We start from the raw sequence: 18,103 nt of genomic DNA, 5'->3' as shown, positions 1-18,103 counted from the left end.
TTAAAATATTAGCATAACTGAATTCGCTTTCAGTTTAATGCATTCACAGGTGAAGTCAACCCTTTTGCAGAAATTCGTGACCTATCGTGACGGATCTTACAAGATAGGTTACAGTGGTCTAGGCGAAATAATCGGGATGGGCTTTCATTAAGACCAATGCATCGGAATCAACCATGTGCAGGTGTTGCGCCAGCAAATCGCTGAGCCGCGCGTTGTCTTTGGCCACTACCGCATCCACGATGGCAACGTGATCGGCATAGATCTGATCCCAATTCAAATCAGCGATTTCCAAACGCAAATAGCGGAAGCGATTGAAGCCCAAGGTCACGCTTTGCAGCCATTGCCAAATGAATTCTTTATTCACTGCGGTATAGAAAAGGTGATGGAAGGCGTCGTCAAGATCGAAGAATTGATCGTAATCATGCGAATCCAAGTACAAATGCTGCAGATCCAACAGCTTGTGCGCCTCGACTAATTGGGCCTCGCTGAGCTTCAAGGCCGCTTCTTGCATGATCACTTGTTCAATGTTTTCACGCACGAAACGGGCTTGATAAACGGTATCGATATTGATCTTGGCAATGAAAGTCCCGCTTTGCGGAAACACTTGAACCATATCTTCGCGGCGCAGGCGCAAAATGGCTTCACGCACCGGCGTGGCGCCGATGTGCAGCTCCGCCTCCAGGTCTTTCTTATTGATGCGTTCGCCGGGTTTCAGCTCCAGGCGCAAGATCTTCGTCAACAGCGCTTGATAGGCTTCTTCTTGAAAATTCGCTAACACGACCATGTTAACGCCTCCTTTGTACAGGTAGACCACATTTAGTGGTACTAGTTGCATCGTACTGTATTAATGGCCCAAAAACAATGCGTAGAAAACGTTTTTACAAATTTCATCGAAGTTGTTGAAAGCAAATTCACAATGTGCTATGTTCAAAGGGACGTAGTATATTAGTATATGCTCACTGAGATGGAGGAAGATCAATGGTTCAATTAACCGATGATTACCAACAAAACGCTGCCGCTTTTACCGCGGCAGGCATCACGGTACCGCAATTTGACCAGGCTAAAGCTGCTGCGGCTGCCGAAAAGGCCCCAGTGTGGGTCCACTTTGGCGGCGGCAACTTATTCCGCTGCTTCCATGCCAAGATCGCTCAAGATTTGTTAAACCAAGGCGAACTCAAAGCCGGCGTGGTTGTCGCTGAAACTTACGACGACGGCGTGGTGGAACAAGCTTACAAGCCGTTCAACAACCGCGTGCTGCAAGTGGTGATGGACGAAGCCGGCAACTACGACAAGACCTTGATCGCCAGCGTTGCCGAAGCCATTTACTACAACAAAGCCAATGCTGAAGGCTGGGCCAAGTTAAAGCAAGTCTTTGAACAGCCATCCTTGCAGTTTGTCACCATGTCCATCACTGAAAAAGGCTACGCATTGCGCGACTCTCAAGGCAACTTAACTGCCGCAGCCGAAGCTGACATTGCCGGCCAACCAAATGCCGCAGCCACCAACATGGGTGCCATTGCGCGCTTGCTGTTGGCCCGCTACAACGCCGGCAAGCTGCCGATTGCCATGGTGTCTACCGATAACTTCTCCGAAAACGGCAAGCGCTTTGAAGAAGGCGTCTTAACCATCGCTGAAGGCTGGGCCAAAAACGGCACCGTTGAACAAGGCTTCATCGATTATCTCAAAGACGACAAGCAAGTCAGCTTCCCTTGGAGCATGATCGACCGCATCACGCCAAACCCAGCCGAATCTGTTGCCGATATCTTGAAGGCCAGCGGCTTTGAAGACACGCAAATCATTCATACCGATAAGCACACCAACATCGCCCCGTTTGGCAACACCGAAGTGACGCACTACTTGGTCATTGAAGACAGTTTTCCAAATGGCCGGCCAGCGCTCGAAAAAGCTGGGGTGATCTTGGCTGATCGCGACACTGTTAATGATGCCGATCAAATGAAAGTCACCGCCTGCTTGAATCCATTGCACACCAGTTTAGCGATTTTTGGTTCGATCCTGGGCTACACCAGCATCGCCGAAGAAATGACCAACCCAGACCTCGTGGCTATGATCAAGCAGCTTGGCTATAACGAAGACCTGCCAGTGGTTAAGGATCCGAAAATCATTGACCCTAAGGCCTTCATCGACGAACTCGTTAACAAGCGCCTGCCTAACAAGAATATTCCTGACACCCCGCAACGGATCGCCAGCGATACTTCACAGAAGATCCCGATCCGCTATGGTGTGACCTTGCAGCATTACTTGGATGAAGGTAAAGATACCAGCAACCTCAAGGCGATCCCGTTGATCGTCGCCGGTTGGTGCCGCTATTTGATGGCCATCAAAGATGATGGCACACCGTTCACCCCAAGCCGCGATCCGCTGCTTGAAGAACTGCAGCCTTACGTGGCTGACATCAAACTCGGCGACGCTGTCGATGCCCATGCTAAGCTGCAACCGATCTTAACCAACAAGCAGATCTTCCCAGTAGACCTTGACGCAGTAGGCTTGACTGAAAAAATCGAAGCCAACTTCACCAAGATGATCCAAGCCCCTGGGGCAGTGCTTAAAACTATTCACGAAGAAGTAGGAGTAAACTAATATGAAGAATATGGGCTTTCGCTGGTACGGGAAGAATAACGACCCGATTACCTTACAAAACATCCGCCAGATCCCTGGCACGACCCAAGTCGTTGGCGCTTTGTTCGACATTCCAGTCGGCGAAGTATGGCCAAAGGCTAAGATCAAGGAATTAAAGGACGAAGTCGAAGCTGCTGGCTTGAAGCTGGAAGTCATCGAATCCGTTAACATCCATGATGACATTAAGATCGGCAAGCCAAGCCGTGACCAATACATCGAAAACTACAAGCAAACCATTCGCAACTTAGCCGAATATGGCATTAAGGTGATCTGCTACAACTTCATGCCGATTTTCGACTGGCTGCGCACCGATTTGCATTATGTCTTAGCAGACGGCTCCAATGACATGGCTTTTGAAGCTGATAAGTTAGCCGATGATCCGCAAGAAATCATCGACTCCACCCGCAACGGCTCCAACGGCTACGTGCTGCCAGGCTGGGAACCAGAACGCTTGGCCACTATCGAAGGGCTGTTCAAGGCTTACAAGGATGTTGATGAACCAACTCTGCGCGCCAACATGAAGTACTTCTTGGATGCCATCATTCCAACTTGTGAAGAATGCGACGTTCGCATGGCGATGCACCCAGACGATCCGCCACGCCCGCTGTTTGGCTTGCCGCGTATTTACAAGAACGCCGAAGACATGCGTGCCATTGAAGCGATGCATGAATCCAAGTACAACGGCTTCACGATCTGCACCGGCTCTTTGGGTGAGAACCCAGACAACGATGTCCCAGCGATCATCCGCGAATTCGTCGCCAAAGACCGCGCGCCATTCATCCACGCCCGCAACATCAAGTTCATGAATGCCAAAGGCGACTTCCATGAATCCGCCCACTTGTCCTCTGAAGGTTCATTGGATATGTACGAAATCATGAAGGCTTTGCATGATACGCATTTTGACGGCTATATCCGCCCAGACCACGGCCGCAATATCTGGGGCGAAGACGGGGTGCCAGGTTATGGTTTGTATGATCGTGCCTTAGGGATCACGTATCTCAACGGGCTGTGGGAAGCTATCGATAAAGACAGCAAACAAGCCTAAAGCAAGTTAAATCAGCGAGATTAGGCAGCTCTGCGTTGCGATTCGATCATGAATCGTGACGCAGGGCTGTTTGCGTGGGTTGGACAATAATTAACCTGTTATCGGTAGTGTAGGATCAGGACGGCGGAGCACCGTGGGACCAGTGAGTCGGTCAGGCCGCGAAACGATCAGCACAGCAAGTTCAGAGACGTGTAGGGCGAGCCGCAGGCGAGTACACGGCTCTGAACTTAGGTGGAAAACGCGCGAACTTCAGCGCGGTTGGAACCGGCCGCGCCGCCTGCGCCGACTCGCTGGTCCCGCGGTGCGCAGCTGTCCTGATCCGTCCCTGGTCGCCATTTACGACCTACGCCAATGTACTGGTCAGGCGCGTATAACAATACTCATGATGTAACTAGTTTTGTAACCGCTTGATTTTTGGTCACTATTACCCGGGAAATAAGCAAGGTGACTATTGCGCAGATTCGGCCGTTTCGATACCATGATAATAAGGTGGTATGCCACCAAATTTTGAACACAAAGGATGATGATTTATGGAAGATCCCGGATCGCAGAGGCCGATGACCCACTTGACGGTGGAAGAGACACAAGCGCTGGTACAGCTGCCGGATTTAGAAGACGGCTTAAGTGAACAAGAGGCTGCCAGACGACTGGCAGCCAACGGTCCTAACGCTTTGCAATCACACACGACGCCTAAGTGGGTCTTGTTTATCCGCCAGTTTAACAACTTGATCATTTATATCTTGATCGGGGCAGCGGTGATGACCAGCTTGATGCAACACGTCACCGATACGATCATTATCGCGTTGGTGATCATCATCAACGCGATCATCGGCTATGTCCAAGAGGCCAACGCCGCTGATTCACTCGAGAAGATCAAGTCCATGCTGGCGCATAATGCGACTGTATATCGCGACGGTCAGCGCGTCGATGTGCCTGCGGCGGATCTCGTCGTCGGCGACGTCGTTTTCTTGGAAGCCGGGGACAATGTGCCGGCGGACATGCGCTTGGTTGATGTCGACAATCTGATGATTGCCGAAGCCGTGCTGACTGGGGAATCAAATTCGATCGCCAAGCAAACACAAGCCCTCCCGGCAGACACGCCGCTGGCTGAGCAGACGAACATGGCCTACGCTTCAACGGCGGTGGCGGCAGGTTCTGGGATGGGCATCGTGGTAGCCACTGGGGCTGCCAGTGAGTTAGGAAAAATTTCTCAAGCCGTCGCCAATGCCAAAGTGCGCCAATCACCGATGATGAAGCAATTGGATGGGATCGGCAAAGGCTTGTCTTATGCCATCTTAGGTTTTGCGGTGATCTTATTTATTTACGGCTTGTTCAGCGGCCATTACACCATCGGGACGCTGGCGTTAGGGATCGTGACGATGATCGTCGGCTCGATGCCGGAAGGTTTGCCAGCGACTACCAGCGTGATCTTGGCGATGGGCGTGCAAGACATGTCCAAGAACGAACACACCATCGTCAAATCGCTGCCGTCGGTGGAAGTCTTAGGTTCCGTGGATGTGATTGCTACAGACAAAACCGGGACCTTAACGCAGAATGAAATGACGGTCACCGAAGTCGTCACGCCGCAAGCCACTTACACGGTCAGCGGCACCGGCTACGCGCCAAGTGGGGATTTTGCCTTAGGCGGGCAAGTGATCGCCCCACAGAAACATCCTGATCTCACGGCTTTATTGCGCGCTGGGTATGAAGCCAACGACACCACGCTGGCTGAAATCGATGGCAAATACGAAATCAACGGTGAGCCGACTGATGGGGCCTTCATGACCGCCTATCACAAGGCATTCGCTGATGATCCTGATGATTGCCAAGAGCTGGACATGCTGCCTTTTGACTCGAATTACCGCTACATGGCCAAGCTGGTGCAAGGCGACGACGGGGTGCGGCGCTTGTATATCAAGGGCTCGCCGGACAAATTGCTGCCGATGGCCCAAGCGCAAGATCCCAACTTTGATGTCGACCATTATTTGGCGCTGACTTCCGCGTATAGTAAAGATGGGCGGCGGGTGATCGCTGTGGGGCAGAAAGTTGTTGCCGATTCGGTGGCTAAGATCACCCATGAATTGCTGGCTGGAGGGATCGAGTTCTTGGGCTTAGGCGTGTTGATCGACCCGCCGCGCCCAGAAGTGATCGCCTCGATTCGCGAAATGCGCCGCGCCGGCGTTAAGGTCAAGATGATCACCGGTGACCATCCGGAAACCGCTGGAGCCATTGCCAAAATGCTGGGCTTAGCCGAAGATCCGGTGGTGGTCACCGGCCCTGAATTGGCCAAAATGCCTGAACCTGAGCGCAAAAAGCTGATGGTTTCGGCGGATGTTTTTGCCCGCACCACACCGGCTGATAAATTGGCGATCGTGCAGGCTTTGCAAGAAGCCGGCAACGTCACGGCGATGGTCGGCGATGGGGTCAACGACGCGCCGGCTTTGAAGCAAGCTGATATTGGCGTGGCGATGGGCGAATCTGGGACCGATGTGGCCAAAGACGCCGCTGATTTGATCTTAACTGATGACAAGTTCACCACCATGCAGCGCGCCATTGCCGAAGGCCGGCGCATTTACGCCAACATCAAGAAGAGTATCTTGTTCTTGCTGCCGACGAGTTTTGCAGAAGGCTTGGTCATCGCGTTCACCGTGTTGACGCAAGACGACATGCCGCTGAATGCCAGTCAGATGCTATGGATCAACATGGTATCGGCGATCACGATCCAATTGGCGTTCATCTTCGAGCCTGCAGAAGCCGGCTTGATGCTGCGCCCACCGCGCAGCAATACTGCCGGGATGATGAACAAACACGATATCTTTCAGCTGGCTTATGTGTCGGTGCTGATTTCCGGCATCGGCTTGATCGCCCATGATTGGCTGTTGAGGACCGGTTCGGTGTCACCGGCAGTGGCGTCGACGATGATGGTCAACATCATTATCTTAGGCAAGATCTTCTATCTGTTTAACATTCGGACCAGCTCGCTGGTGATCTCCAAGCAGTTCTTCTCTAACCCCAAAGCCTTTGCCATCATCGGCTTGATGATGGTCTTGCAGTTAGGGCTGACTTATTTGCCATTCATGCAGCATGTGATGCGCACCGCGCCAATGACTTGGCGCGAATGGGGGATCGCGATCGGCGCCGGGGTGATCACCTTGATCGTGACCGAATGCGACAAGCTGATTCGCATCGGCTTGCGCAAACGCGCTGGACGAGTGCGTTTCCATTAATTTATTGATGGGCTGGTCAGCACCGGGTTTTAGGCGTAAGCTGGTAGTAGGTAGTGTCAATACACGATCTGCGCGGGTACACCGCGCACAGTTACGGAGGAAAAGCTTATGTTAACCAGTGCAGAACGTCAGTCTCAGATCAGAATGGCATTGGCAGACGCACCAGAACCCATTACGGCGTCGGCTTTTGCCAAGCGCTTCGGCGTCAGTCGACAGACGATCGTCGGGGATGTTGCATTGTTGCGGGCACAAGGCACCAAGTTGATCGCCACGCCGCGCGGCTATGAATTCGAAGAAGCATCAGAACACACCGCAGTGGTGGTATGCAAGCATACCCGTGAACAAATGATCAAAGAAATGCAGATCATTATTCAAAACGGCGGCCGCTTGATCGATGTGATCGTCGACCATCCGTTGTACGGCCAGTTGCGCGGTGAGCTGCAAATCGACTCGCAACCCGAGATCAACTTGTTTAACTCCCGCTTGCTGCAACACGAAGGCCACTTGTTGTCTGAATTAACTGATGGCGTGCACCTGCACACCATCGCCTATGATAAGCCCGAGCAGCTGCGCGCCATCAAAGCGGGCCTGCGCGACGCCGGATTCTTATACGAATAATGCACCACGCAAAAGCGGCACCCCTCATCAACCTTGAAGGGTGCCGCTTTTGCGTACCTTGATTGCCGATAAGGCAGTAATCGGCAACGACAAAAAAGGTCGTCAACGATCGACGGCCTTTTTTGTCTGAAGTGCAGGAAGTTGACGATCTTCTAGTCAATTAAATGCCAGCCGTCGTAAACGGTCTGCATTGGACGCGGTGCTTGCACGCCGTGTCCTTTTTCTACGCCCATTATAACATAGCAATCAGCCAAACAGCCAGTGCTTGCCAGTACCAGCAGCTTATTTCAGTTTGGCACCGGTGTAGTTAAAGGAGTTGGCTGGGCTGTAAGTCAAACCGGAGATGTTCGGCCGCTGCAAGGTAGTCAGCACCCGTTGGTAAATCGGCACCACGCCCATGTCCTTGGTGAGGATGTTTTGCGCTTGAAGCAAGTCGTTCCAGCGCTTGTTGGGATCGTTGGCGTCAGCGCCTTTGGACTTGGCAATCAAGGCGTCATATTGCGGGTTGGACCACTTGCCGTCGTTATAGGAGTTGTTGGAGGTGAACAGATCCAAGAAGCTGATCGCATCTGGGAAGTCAGCGCCCCAAGCAGTGATCACCATGTCAAATTGGCCTTCAGAAGAGCGTGTCAGACGCGTCTTGAATGGCACTGTGGCAGTGGTGACCTTTAAGCCTGGCAAGTTGGTGGACAACGCATTTTGCAAGTATTCTGCGGTGGTTTTGGCGTTGTCGGTGTCGTCGGTCATCAATTCGACCTTCAAGCTGGAAACACCGGCTTCTTTGAGGCCTTGCTTGAACAAGGACTTGGCTTTAGCCGGATCATAATCGGTATATTGCTTGGTGTCTTTGGCGGCTACTGCGGCAAAGTCGGTGTTTGGATCGTCAGGCTTGCTCATCAAGCCGGCTGGCGTGACCACATGGGCATTCAGCGAGCCGTTGTTTAAGACCTTCTTGATGTATGAATCGCGGTCTAAAGCATAAGAAATGGCTTGGCGGATCTTAGCGTTCTTGAACGCCGGGATCTTCTTTTCGTTAAGCTCCAAGTAGAAAACAGATGACTGCTTCAAGGCTCTGTAGTCTTTGTTGGATCTAGCGGAAGCCGCTTGTTGGCCGCTTAAGGTGACTTGGTCAAGCTTCTTGGAGTTGTACAAGTTCATCGCCGTTGAAGAATCTTTGACCACTTGGGTCTTGATGGTGTTGATATGGATGTTCTTGGCGTTCCAATACTTTGGATTTTTGACTTCAGTCCAGGAATTGCCGGTACCATTCCAGCCTTTCAAGGTGTACGCGCCGTTGGTCAAGATGTGGTCGGAACTCGTGCCGTATTTGGCGCCATATTTGGCCACAGCCTTTTGACTTTGCGGGAAGAAGGCCGGATTGACCATCATCGTGTTAAAATACGGCACCGGCTTCTCCAGTGTGACTTCAAAAGTGTGATCATCGACGGCTTTAACGCCTAACGTGCTGGGCTTGGCTTTGCCGGCCATGATCGCATCAGCATTCTTGATGCCGCTGTAGAGATAGGCGTATTGCGCCTTGGTCTTAGGATCAACGGTGCGCTGCCAAGCATATACGAAGTCGTTGGCGGTGACTTTAGTGCCGTCGCTCCAAGTGGAATTGCGCAGCTTGTAAGTATAGGTCAAGCCGTTATCGCCAGCAGTCACGACTTTGGTGGCTAAACCAGGCTTTAACTCCTTGCCTTCATAATGGTACAAGCCTTCCATTGTGTCATCCAGTGCCTGACCGGAAATGGCGTCGGTGTTCTTTGACGCATCCATGGTGGAGATCACGTCGCCTTCCATGCGATGCCAAGTGTTGGTGTCATTTGTGGCATTCTTGCTGCCCCCACAAGCAGCCAAGAGTGCGGCCAGCGTTACGAATCCAACGCCGGCAGTGATGCCTTTGCTCAGTTTCATTAGAATACCCCCTTATCATATCGTAACTGTACATGGGCCAAAAAATAAAGTAAAGAATTTAATTTGAGTTCACATAATCCTTTAATGAATATCTGACGCTGTTATTTTAAGAAAGTATTCGTTTTCCTTGATGGCGTAAGCGTGCCCAAAATTTCGCGATAATGAGATGGCTCAAATGTTTTGTTGAGGCGAATGAGAAGGGATCTCATTAAGTTCGTTGAGCTGCGCAAAGCAACGTGATCGTGTATAAGTCGTGACGCCGCTAAGGCAAAGAGCGCCTTTGCGTCATCTCGCCTTATACACATCGCTAAAACCGCTTTGCTCCGCTCTGGTTTTGTCGTCGAGCTGCGCAAAGCAACGCGGGTGCAATTAGCTACGCCCCCGTACTCGTGGCCAAGAGCGCCACAAGTACGAGAGCTAGGCTAATTGACCCGCTAAAACCGCTTTGCTCCGCTCTCGTACAAAAAAAGCCGCCATGGGCTTGGCGGCTTCAGAGTTGGGGTATTGCTTTACTTTGGAGGAGTAAAAATGAAAAAGTGGGGTAGAAACGAGGGGGTAACTCATTTCTATGTTATTTATACTACCCACAAATTGTGATGAAACTTTGACGAAACTGCGGTGCTTTTGGGGCAATTATTGCGCTGATGGTTTGGCCGCTAAGCTGGCGTTGGTGACGGCACCTTCCACTGCGCCGCTGGTTTTGGTGACGCGGGCGGTGAATTTGAGCTTGTCGCCGACTTGGATAAAGCGGCTCAGCGGATCGGCTTTGGTGGAGACCGTGTAAACATGTGCGTCATCGGCCAACAAGAAGCTCATGGTGCCGTTGGCCAAGCTGGTGCGCAACACTGTGCCAGCCACTTGTTGACGCTTGCCGGCACTTGCTTTGGCAGTGGGATCATCGCCAAACAAGCTGCGGTATTTGCTTAATGCCGCTTCTGCATCGTCGCCGGTGGCCACTGTGCTTGAGGTGCCGTTGCCGCTGGCTTCCAGGTACACATAGCTGCGAAAGGCGTTAGACGAATCAAGCATTGACACCACCCAAGTCGGTCGGTCGTCGATACGATACAACATTGGCATTTTCGGCTTCCAGCCGGTTTGCTTCATCATGTCCTTGGCGAGTTTCTGGGCACGATCCGGCGTCATCGCGTCATGCGTCTCGCGATAGTAAGTGGTTTGCCCGGTGGCCGCGTCAGTGAAGGCGTAGCCCATCACCGAAGTTTGCGCCGATTTGGCAGAAGTTAGCGACTGTTGATAGAAGATCTGACCGTTGTACATCACCGGCGTCACGTCGCTTTGTTGGCCTTCGGTGCCGGCGTTGGCTACGGCGACCATCACCCCGTTGCGCGCGCCGCCCATGCCGTTGGCGTTCCACCAGCCGTTGCGCTCGCTGGCCCAAGCGGCAACTTGTTGGCTGGCGGTGGTGGGATCGATCGCCACATCCAGCCAGCTTGGCTTTTTGCTTAAGTCGCGATAAAAATGCAGCGCCCCGGTTACAGCGTCTAAGGTGACAACGGCTTTGTGGCGGAAGTCTTGGCGATTCGTTGCGCCATAGCGCTTCACCAGCGTTGCCACATAATATGGCTGGCCGTTTTCGTTGATTTCCAACTGTGGCGCGTTTGGCATCATCACATAGCCGGAATTGGCGGTGGCGGCGTACATCAGCCGCTTGGCGTCTTTGCCAAAATAAGCCGCCGGCGTGTATTTCATCGCGTGTTTGACGAACTTGGGGCTGGCGGTTTTGCTGGTGGCATCGGTGGTGAAATACCCATCAACTTGCCGATAGCGCAAATACCTAAAGAAGCTCCCGTCAAAATCCAACGGTGCCACATACACCAACTTGCCGTGATTGATTTGTGCGCGCACATGCAAAACGTCATACACGTTGGCATTCTTGATGTTTGACAGCGAGTTGTTGACTTGAGTCAAGACGGTTTGCGGCGCATTGACCACCGGGGACTGCTTGCTGGAAGTCACTTCCGGCAGCGGCGCGTTAGCCGTGGTGGCGACAGTTTTAACAGGCGCAGCATTGGCGACGTTCTTGGCGTCTTTGATCCCTAACGCAAAGAAGGTGATAAAAGCCACGATCACGGCCGCAAAGCTGTAAGCAGCCAATTGCCAGAAACGCTTGGCCCAAGGGCTGGCGGGCTTTGCAGCAACTTCTTTGCGCTTGGTGTGTTTGCCATTGATTTGAATTACGTTAGCCAATGCGCCGCTGCCGCTGATCAGCGCCAAGGTGCAGCTGATGACCAAGCAGCTGAGCAAGTTGTAAGAAACCGTGGTGGCTAAACTTGGCTCCGGCAGGCTGAAGTAGATCCAACCTGCCGCCAGAAGAAACCACACGATCGTCCAGATCCCGCCGCGCATGGCGGCTTTGCCTTGTTTCTTGGCAGCTAGTACAAAGCTTGCGCCAAGCCCAACAATGACGCCAAGGGCAGTGAAGCGTAAGGTGATCCCCAGAAATAATCCCAACATTTTAATCCAACTCCCCCAAATGATTTGTTGAGCATAGTGTAGCATATCCGTTGCAAGGGATGCCTAACATTTCTGTCACCTCGGCCAAGGGTGGTCAATTGCCATTCCCTTTTGTAGTCACCGCTAAAAGCGCGCTACTCGGCTCTGGTAAATTATGGAGGATCGGTGAGGCGCAGGTGTGTGGGGCAAGCGGCGGTCAGGCCGTGAAACGATCGGCACCGCAAGACAAGCGGGTTGTGCTTGGCTTGCGGTGCTGATCGCGGCAACTTTTGAGATTTGCAAGGCGAGCGAAGCGAGTGCAAAGCTCAAAAGTTAGGCGTAAAACGCGCGTCCCTCTGCGCGGTTGAAGCCGGCCGCACCGCCTGCACCGACGCTTGTCCCACACACCGAAGCCTCACCAATCCAGGGCTGTGGCATTCGTCGAGCTGCGTGGCGCAACGCGGCGTGCTATAAGTCGTGACGTCAATTGGGCAAAGAGCGCCCAACAGCCATCCCGTCTGATAGCCACCGCTAAGAGCGCGCCACTCCGCTGGTTTCGGTTGCAATCACCATGCGCAAGTGCGATACTGAGTAGCGATAAATGTCACTGCGAAATAACGGTTGTCAGAGAGCAACCATTTTGGAGGAAATACATATGCAGAAAGTTTCACTGCGCACTGCTGACCACATGTCTCACGAGCAAAAGCTGGTGATGGCATCCACGGCATCCGGGTTCTCGTTGGAAAACATGGACATCATGTTTCTCAGCTTCGCCATGACGCCGATCATCGCCGAGCTTCACATTTCAAGTGGAGCTGCGGGATTGATCGGGTCATTGACTAATGTCGGGATGTTGGTCGGTGGGGCGCTTTTTGGTATTTTAGGCGACAAGATCGGGCGGGTGAAGACCTTCTCGCACACCATCTTGATTTTCGCTGTGGCCACGGCGCTGATGGCTTTTGCCAACAACTTGTGGACGATTTACGCCTTGCGCTTCTTGGCCGGGATCGGCGCCGGCGGGGAATATGGCGTCGGCATCGCGCTGATTGCCGAAAGCTTCAACCACGACCGCATCGGGCGCATGACGTCAGTGGCGGCCATCGGCGGGCAAATCGGGGCGATCATTGCCGCTTTGGCCGCATCGGTGATCTTGCCACTGTGGGGTTGGCACGCTTTGTTCTTGATCGGCGTTTTGCCGGTGGCGTTGACTTTCTTTGTCCGCAAGCACCTCAAAGAATCCGAGCAATTCCTTGAAGCGCGTGCTGAAGCCAAGGCCAAGCACGAACGCGTGGCTTTCTCCGAACTGTTCAAAACGCCGCATTTGGCCACGCAAACGTTAGGTCTGATGGTGATGACCATTGTGCAAATCGCCGGCTACTTCGGCTTGATGAACTGGCTGCCGGTGATCGTGCAAAAGCAGCAAGGCCTGAGCGTTTCCGGATCTGCCTTGTGGATGGTGGCAACCATCGCCGGGATGTGCGTGGGCATGGCGGTGTTTGGCAACATTCTTGATCACCTCGGCCCGCGCTGGGCGTTTGGGTTGTTCTTAACGGCCAGTGCGCTGGTGGTGTTTGCCATCACCTTGGCGCATTCCAGTGCCGTGTTGGTAGTGATCGGCGCGGTGGTGGGCTTTTGTTCCAACGGCATGTTTGGCGGTTATGGCGCAGTGATTTCGCAGCTGTACCCGGCGCGCATTCGCTCCACGGCCAACAACGTGATCATGAACGTCGGCCGGGCGATCGGCGGCTTCTCCAGTGTGGTAATCGGCTTGTTGATGGATCATTACAATTTGATGATCACTATGGGCTTCTTGTCTGCCTTATACATCGTGTCCTTGTTGACTATGTTGAGCTTGCCTGGGTTGCGGCAGCTCACTGTCAAACACAGTGCTTAATAATTAACAAAAACTCCCGCCATTCAAGCATTTACTGGAATGGCGGGAGTTTTTTAGTGAGAGAGCAGTTCGATATTATGCATATCGGCCAAGAACGCCCATTTGGTGTGCTTGACCAGCGCCGCAAACGGCAAGGCGTTGAGGTAATCGTTAAAGGGATAATCACTAGTGAACACCGGCATCTGCGCCAGCCCCAAAGGATCTTGCACCGGCAGCGAGCCTGGGTGCAAGACCAAAGCCTGCGCGCCTAATGCGCCGATAATGCTGATAAAGCAAGTCCATTGCGGCGTGACCGCTTGCAGTACGGTGCGATAAATCGGGCCAGGATGTGAACCAGAGCCTAAGCCCACAATGCGTGAATTGTAGTCAAAAGGCGCCACCAGCACGGTGACTTGCGTAGGCGCAACGATCAGTGTGGGGCGGTGCGGCTGCGTGAGCACCAGCTTCTCGCCGTCAACGGCGACGCGCATCTCGGCCAACATTTTGTTGAAATACCACTGGAACACACCGTTATCCGGGAAGACTTGCTGGCCAATTTGAATGGTGCTGGCAGACAAGGTCCGGCCGTTGAGCAAATATTCCTGCCCCGCTTCAGGTAACGCTAATAGCGGGGCTTGCGGTAATGCGTCATGATCCGACACGTGACAACCCCCTTAGAAGGCGTGAGTCAACAGGCCCATGCCCATGACGATCAGCAGTGCCCCAAAGAACCAGCCATAGAAATTCGCATACGCAATAAAAGGCGACGTGTGCTTGTTCCCATAGCGCTGCACATTACGGAAATTTGAATATGCGGCATAGAACTGCCACAGTGCCAACAAAAGCAGCACGACCCCAACAATTTTCTCGAAGAGCATGATTGCCGCCTCCCAATATTTATTTAATCGAATACATCATGCGCTAACCGTCTGCAGATAGCAAGCGATGTGACAATTTTGTTAGCGCATTATGCATAGTAATGAACAATCAATGCAAAACGCAATGATTGCCGGCTTGGCAGTAATAAATACGACAATGATTTTCTGACGCCCGCCGTGGTATAATCGATTGCGTGAAATAACGCACATATTAACCGTGTTAACTTGGAGGCAGTCAAATGGCAGAATTATCGGAACGTGAGAAGTGCTATGCTGGGCAGTTGTACGACCCGTATGTGGCAGAATTAGTCGCCGATCGCGACGAAACAATCAAGAAAGTCTATGCGTATAATCATTTATACCCGCTTAAGCGGGACGAACGTGAAGCGGCGCTGCGTGAATTGTTAGGCGGCGTCGGCAAGAACATCGACATCGAGCAGCCAATGTTTTGCACTTATGGGTTCAATACCACCGTTGGGGACAATTTCTACATGAACATCAACGGTAAGCTGATGGACAGCGCTAAGATCACTATTGGCAACAATGTGTTCATCGGGCCTAATGTCAGTTTGGTCACCGAAACCCATCCGCAAGTGGTTGCCCAACGTCTGGCTGGTTTGGAATATGCCCGTCCCATCACCATTGAAGACAACGTTTGGTTATGTACGAATGTTGTGGTGCTGCCTGGCATGACCATTGGCAAGAATTCCGTGGTCGGCGCCGGCAGTATCGTCACCAAAGACGTGCCGGCTAACGTCTTGGCAGTTGGCAACCCATGTCATGTGATCCGTGAAGTGGCGCCGGAAGATCGCGTGTGAAACATTAATCAATAACGCCAACAGCGCTATCCCGTAATCGTGGGGTAGCGCTGTTGGCGTTATTGGGTAAATTCAGCTTGTGGGCGTTAAGCAAAGAACCAGTCGCTGGCGTCTTGGTAAACTTTGGCCACAGTTTCGGGTTTGTCTTCACCAGGTAAGTCAGCACTGCTGGTCAAGCCGGTTCTGGCTAAGACATAGCACAAGCCTTGGTAACTTTCGCGGTAAGTGGCCAATTCTTTAGTGTCGATCTTGATTGGCTTGCCGCCAACCACCGGCACGAGTTCATCGCGTTCGTAGATGCACTCGCCGTCAAGGATTTTCCAAGTGCCGTTGTCCTTCTCTAGGCGAGTGAAGATGCGTGCGTATGAGTGCAGATCAACGGCCTGGCCGTCAAGTTTGATCCGCGGTGACAACATCATCACCGACATTTCACCGATGGCTTTGGTGCCGTTGACCCAAACGGTGGTGTAATTGATCTTGTGCTTGGCGCCGCCGCCGTTGGCTTTGGCGAGTTTGGCAAAATAACCCTTGGCTGGCCCGTCATACCAAGACACATGGATCTGCGCCGATGCACTGTAGCAGGCGCCTTCTTGGATATACAAGCCATTATCGCGAGTGTAGCGTTCGTATTCCAGCAGTTCGCGGATCTCAGCGCGATCAGCAAAGGCCTGCTTATCGCTTTGATCCAGTGGGACATCATAGAATTGCTTATCAGACATGACATGGCCTCCTAAAGGTTGAGTGCGTTATACATAATCACAAACGGGGTGCCGGCAAGCTGATGGGTGCGCGGATGCATGCTGGCACTGTCGCTAACAGGCCCGGTGGGCATTTGCGTGATCGGGGTGTCGGTTTGGTTAGCGCCGGCTTTGATGGCGGCGACACCTTGGATCAAGGTACTAAGCAAATGCGACGGGAAAGCATCAACGCGGTGGCCGCTGTACAATTGCGCGTCATCACCAACCAATTGCTGCAACTTGGCCAAGCCGTCCGCCCAGTTTGTCAATGAAGGGCAGCGCGCATCGTAAAGTTCGCTCATCGTCAAGGTGGCTAAGCTGTCGCCGGTAAAGCCAAGGTGACGATCAACAGCGACGTAAACCATGCTGCCGGCGGAATGCCCTGGTAAGGCCAAAGCCGTTAGGACAGTGCCGCCAAGATCGAAGGTATCACCGTCATGCACCGGTTGATAGGTGAAACTGGTATCCTGCGGTTCGGCAGCTTTCATGTGTGCCACCAGTTCGGCATTGTGGCCACTGGCCACATCGACGGCATGCAGGCGAAAGCGCGGGTCAAAAGCGGCTTTCATTAAGGCGTCGTCTGCTGGATTCATATAGACATGATCAAACAGCTCCGCGCCGCCGGTGTGATCGGGATCGCCATGCGTCAGCAGGCAAATCACCGGCAGGGTGGTGATTTTGTGGATTTCCGTCAGCAGGTTTGAATCGATGCCAAATCCGGCATCGATCACCGCGGCGCGCTGATCGCCAACTACAAGTTGCTGTGAGAACTTGATCGGCCGATTCGTGATGTTTTCACTGATGTTGTAGACGCCAGCAGCTACTTGGGTGATGGTATAGAGATTATTCATAAGCGGGTCCCCCGATTAGTTGAGATGCAGCAGCTTGGCAGCATTGCGATAGGCAATTTTCTCTTGATCCGCAGGTGTCAGCTTGGATTCAGTTAAGAATTGTTGCGCGTCTGCTGGGTGGTTGTATGGGTAGTCCAGCGAGTACAACAGATGATCGGCGCCGACTTCAGTCATGGCCAGATCCAGCTGTGCTGAAAAGAACATTCCACTAGGGGTGATGTAGAAATTATCGCGGTAAGTTTGGCTGATGGTGCGGTCAAGGTGGACCGTCAAGCCCATGGTTTGATCCATACGTTCAAGAAAGTTTGGCACCATTTCACCCCAATGGCCGGTGATGATCTTGAGCTTTGGATGCCGATCGAATACGCCAGCTAAGATCAAGCGCACCATTTGGACCCCTAAGTCTTCATGCCAGCCCCAGCCGGCACCGGCGAAGGTGAAGGCCGTCAATTCAGACCAGCCTTGGCCTTGGTAATAATGTTCACTGATGGCTTCAGGAACAATAGCAGGGTGGAAGTACAGCGGCACGTCCAGTTCTTCGGCTTTGGCAAACAGAGGCTCATACATCGGTTCATCGAAAAAATGTCCGGCATAGCAGCCATGGATCATGGCGCCTTGCAGCCCAAGTTGCGTGACGGCACGCTCGAGTTCTGCCGCCGCCGCTGCTGGATCACCAACCGGCAGCGTGGCCCAGCCGCCCAGCCGATCGGGATGGATGCTGATGGCTGCCGCGAGATCATCGTTGGCCATTTGACACAAGCCAATGGCGACTTTGGGGTCTAAATTCTGCGGGGTGTCATCGCCGTATCCCATAATCTGCATCTGAATGCCGTTTGCATCCATGAAGGCCAACCGTTTGGCGTCGGCGCTGATGAGTTCGGTGTTGTCGCGTTTGGTCTTGGCCATGAATTCTTCGATGCTGTGGTCGTTAGGATCCTTGTGCAGGTTGCTTGGTTTCGGCAGATAGGCCTTGGCGGCGGCATTGACGCGTGGTGATTCCCAGTGTTCTTCTAATGTGATCAGCTTCATAATGAGTGACCTCCTTGATTGA

14 protein-coding genes are annotated in these 18,103 nt (G+C 52.8%); 6 read left to right on the top strand and 8 right to left on the bottom strand.

The genetic code is table 11. From position 1 onward, the window contains the following. Positions 1-118: 118 nt before the first annotated feature. Positions 119-784 carry a GntR family transcriptional regulator gene (locus tag ACGG90_RS02775; RefSeq protein WP_390405570.1) on the bottom strand — a complete coding sequence of 222 codons (666 nt, stop codon included), beginning with the start codon at positions 782-784 and terminating at the stop codon, positions 119-121. A 194-nt stretch (positions 785-978) separates the two neighbouring features. Here ACGG90_RS02775 and ACGG90_RS02770 point away from each other — a divergent pair, with 194 nt between their 5' ends. From ACGG90_RS02770 to ACGG90_RS02755, 4 genes are all read left to right on the top strand, one after another. Continuing rightward, a complete protein-coding gene (locus ACGG90_RS02770) occupies positions 979-2,598 on the top strand; it encodes a mannitol dehydrogenase family protein (protein ID WP_390405567.1) in 1,620 nt (539 codons plus the stop codon). 1 nt (position 2,599) lies between these two features. Further along, positions 2,600-3,682 carry a mannonate dehydratase gene (gene uxuA, locus ACGG90_RS02765; protein ID WP_390405565.1) on the top strand — a complete coding sequence of 361 codons (1,083 nt, stop codon included), beginning with the start codon at positions 2,600-2,602 and terminating at the stop codon, positions 3,680-3,682. Positions 3,683-4,212: 530 nt separating this feature from the next. Then, positions 4,213-6,909 carry an HAD-IC family P-type ATPase gene (locus ACGG90_RS02760; protein WP_390405562.1) on the top strand — a complete coding sequence of 899 codons (2,697 nt, stop codon included), beginning with the start codon at positions 4,213-4,215 and terminating at the stop codon, positions 6,907-6,909. Between the two features lie 108 nt (positions 6,910-7,017). Further along, positions 7,018-7,527, top strand: coding sequence for a 3H domain-containing protein (locus ACGG90_RS02755; RefSeq protein ID WP_390405559.1), 510 nt, complete (start codon positions 7,018-7,020; stop codon positions 7,525-7,527). Positions 7,528-7,809: 282 nt separating this feature from the next. Here the strand turns inward: ACGG90_RS02755 and ACGG90_RS02750 are convergent, their stop codons facing one another. Continuing rightward, positions 7,810-9,444 (bottom strand): peptide ABC transporter substrate-binding protein, encoded by a 1,635-nt coding sequence (locus ACGG90_RS02750; RefSeq protein ID WP_390405556.1) that lies wholly within the window; start codon positions 9,442-9,444, stop codon positions 7,810-7,812. Between the two features lie 633 nt (positions 9,445-10,077). Continuing rightward, positions 10,078-11,916: a hypothetical protein gene (locus ACGG90_RS02745; RefSeq protein WP_390405554.1), complete on the bottom strand. Its 1,839-nt coding sequence runs from the start codon at positions 11,914-11,916 to the stop codon at positions 10,078-10,080. A 634-nt stretch (positions 11,917-12,550) separates the two neighbouring features. Here ACGG90_RS02745 and ACGG90_RS02740 point away from each other — a divergent pair. Next, positions 12,551-13,789, top strand: coding sequence for an MFS transporter (locus tag ACGG90_RS02740; protein WP_390405553.1), 1,239 nt, complete (start codon positions 12,551-12,553; stop codon positions 13,787-13,789). Between the two features lie 53 nt (positions 13,790-13,842). Here ACGG90_RS02740 and ACGG90_RS02735 read toward each other — a convergent pair whose 3' ends face one another. Together ACGG90_RS02735 and ACGG90_RS02730 are read right to left on the bottom strand one after the other, a co-directional pair. Then, positions 13,843-14,430, bottom strand: a complete 588-nt coding sequence (locus ACGG90_RS02735) for a hypothetical protein (protein ID WP_390405551.1) — start codon at positions 14,428-14,430, stop codon at positions 13,843-13,845. Between the two features lie 12 nt (positions 14,431-14,442). Next, the gene (locus tag ACGG90_RS02730; protein ID WP_390405549.1) at positions 14,443-14,646 is read right to left on the bottom strand and encodes an immunity protein; all 204 of its coding nucleotides are present in this window, start codon (positions 14,644-14,646) and stop codon (positions 14,443-14,445) included. 239 nt (positions 14,647-14,885) lie between these two features. Between ACGG90_RS02730 and ACGG90_RS02725 the strand changes: the two genes are divergently transcribed. Beyond that, entirely contained in the window at positions 14,886-15,464 is a 579-nt protein-coding gene (locus tag ACGG90_RS02725) for a sugar O-acetyltransferase (protein ID WP_390405546.1), read from the top strand. Positions 15,465-15,550: 86 nt separating this feature from the next. Here ACGG90_RS02725 and ACGG90_RS02720 read toward each other — a convergent pair whose 3' ends face one another. The 3 genes from ACGG90_RS02720 to ACGG90_RS02710 are packed head-to-tail and all read right to left on the bottom strand — an operon-like array spanning position 15,551 to position 18,081. Next, positions 15,551-16,183: a hypothetical protein gene (locus ACGG90_RS02720; RefSeq protein ID WP_390405544.1), complete on the bottom strand. Its 633-nt coding sequence runs from the start codon at positions 16,181-16,183 to the stop codon at positions 15,551-15,553. 11 nt (positions 16,184-16,194) lie between these two features. Continuing rightward, a complete protein-coding gene (locus ACGG90_RS02715; protein WP_390405541.1) occupies positions 16,195-17,052 on the bottom strand; it encodes an MBL fold metallo-hydrolase in 858 nt (285 codons plus the stop codon). Between the two features lie 15 nt (positions 17,053-17,067). Continuing rightward, positions 17,068-18,081 carry an amidohydrolase family protein gene (locus ACGG90_RS02710; RefSeq protein WP_390405538.1) on the bottom strand — a complete coding sequence of 338 codons (1,014 nt, stop codon included), beginning with the start codon at positions 18,079-18,081 and terminating at the stop codon, positions 17,068-17,070. Between the last annotated feature and the right edge of the window lie 22 nt (positions 18,082-18,103).

Source organism: Lacticaseibacillus jixiensis (assembly GCF_042847315.1).
Classification (GTDB): domain Bacteria; phylum Bacillota; class Bacilli; order Lactobacillales; family Lactobacillaceae; genus Lacticaseibacillus; species Lacticaseibacillus jixiensis.
The sequence above is the reverse complement of the archived record's forward strand: the minus strand, read 5'-3'. Positions and strand labels throughout refer to the sequence as shown.

Bases quoted from the DNA above. Each gene is read 5' to 3' on its own strand.
- ACGG90_RS02720 (WP_390405544.1), bottom strand. From the start codon at position 16,183: ATGTCTGATAAGCAATTCTATGATGTCCCACTGGATCAAAGCGATAAG.
- ACGG90_RS02740 (WP_390405553.1), top strand. From the start codon at position 12,551: ATGCAGAAAGTTTCACTGCGCACTGCTGACCACATGTCTCACGAGCAA.
- ACGG90_RS02725 (WP_390405546.1), top strand. From the start codon at position 14,886: ATGGCAGAATTATCGGAACGTGAGAAGTGCTATGCTGGGCAGTTGTAC.
- ACGG90_RS02770 (WP_390405567.1), top strand. From the start codon at position 979: ATGGTTCAATTAACCGATGATTACCAACAAAACGCTGCCGCTTTTACC.
- ACGG90_RS02730 (WP_390405549.1), bottom strand. From the start codon at position 14,646: ATGCTCTTCGAGAAAATTGTTGGGGTCGTGCTGCTTTTGTTGGCACTG.
- ACGG90_RS02710 (WP_390405538.1), bottom strand. From the start codon at position 18,081: ATGAAGCTGATCACATTAGAAGAACACTGGGAATCACCACGCGTCAAT.
- uxuA (WP_390405565.1), top strand. From the start codon at position 2,600: ATGAAGAATATGGGCTTTCGCTGGTACGGGAAGAATAACGACCCGATT.
- ACGG90_RS02745 (WP_390405554.1), bottom strand. From the start codon at position 11,916: ATGTTGGGATTATTTCTGGGGATCACCTTACGCTTCACTGCCCTTGGC.
- ACGG90_RS02755 (WP_390405559.1), top strand. From the start codon at position 7,018: ATGTTAACCAGTGCAGAACGTCAGTCTCAGATCAGAATGGCATTGGCA.
- ACGG90_RS02760 (WP_390405562.1), top strand. From the start codon at position 4,213: ATGGAAGATCCCGGATCGCAGAGGCCGATGACCCACTTGACGGTGGAA.
- ACGG90_RS02750 (WP_390405556.1), bottom strand. From the start codon at position 9,444: ATGAAACTGAGCAAAGGCATCACTGCCGGCGTTGGATTCGTAACGCTG.
- ACGG90_RS02775 (WP_390405570.1), bottom strand. From the start codon at position 784: ATGGTCGTGTTAGCGAATTTTCAAGAAGAAGCCTATCAAGCGCTGTTG.
- ACGG90_RS02715 (WP_390405541.1), bottom strand. From the start codon at position 17,052: ATGAATAATCTCTATACCATCACCCAAGTAGCTGCTGGCGTCTACAAC.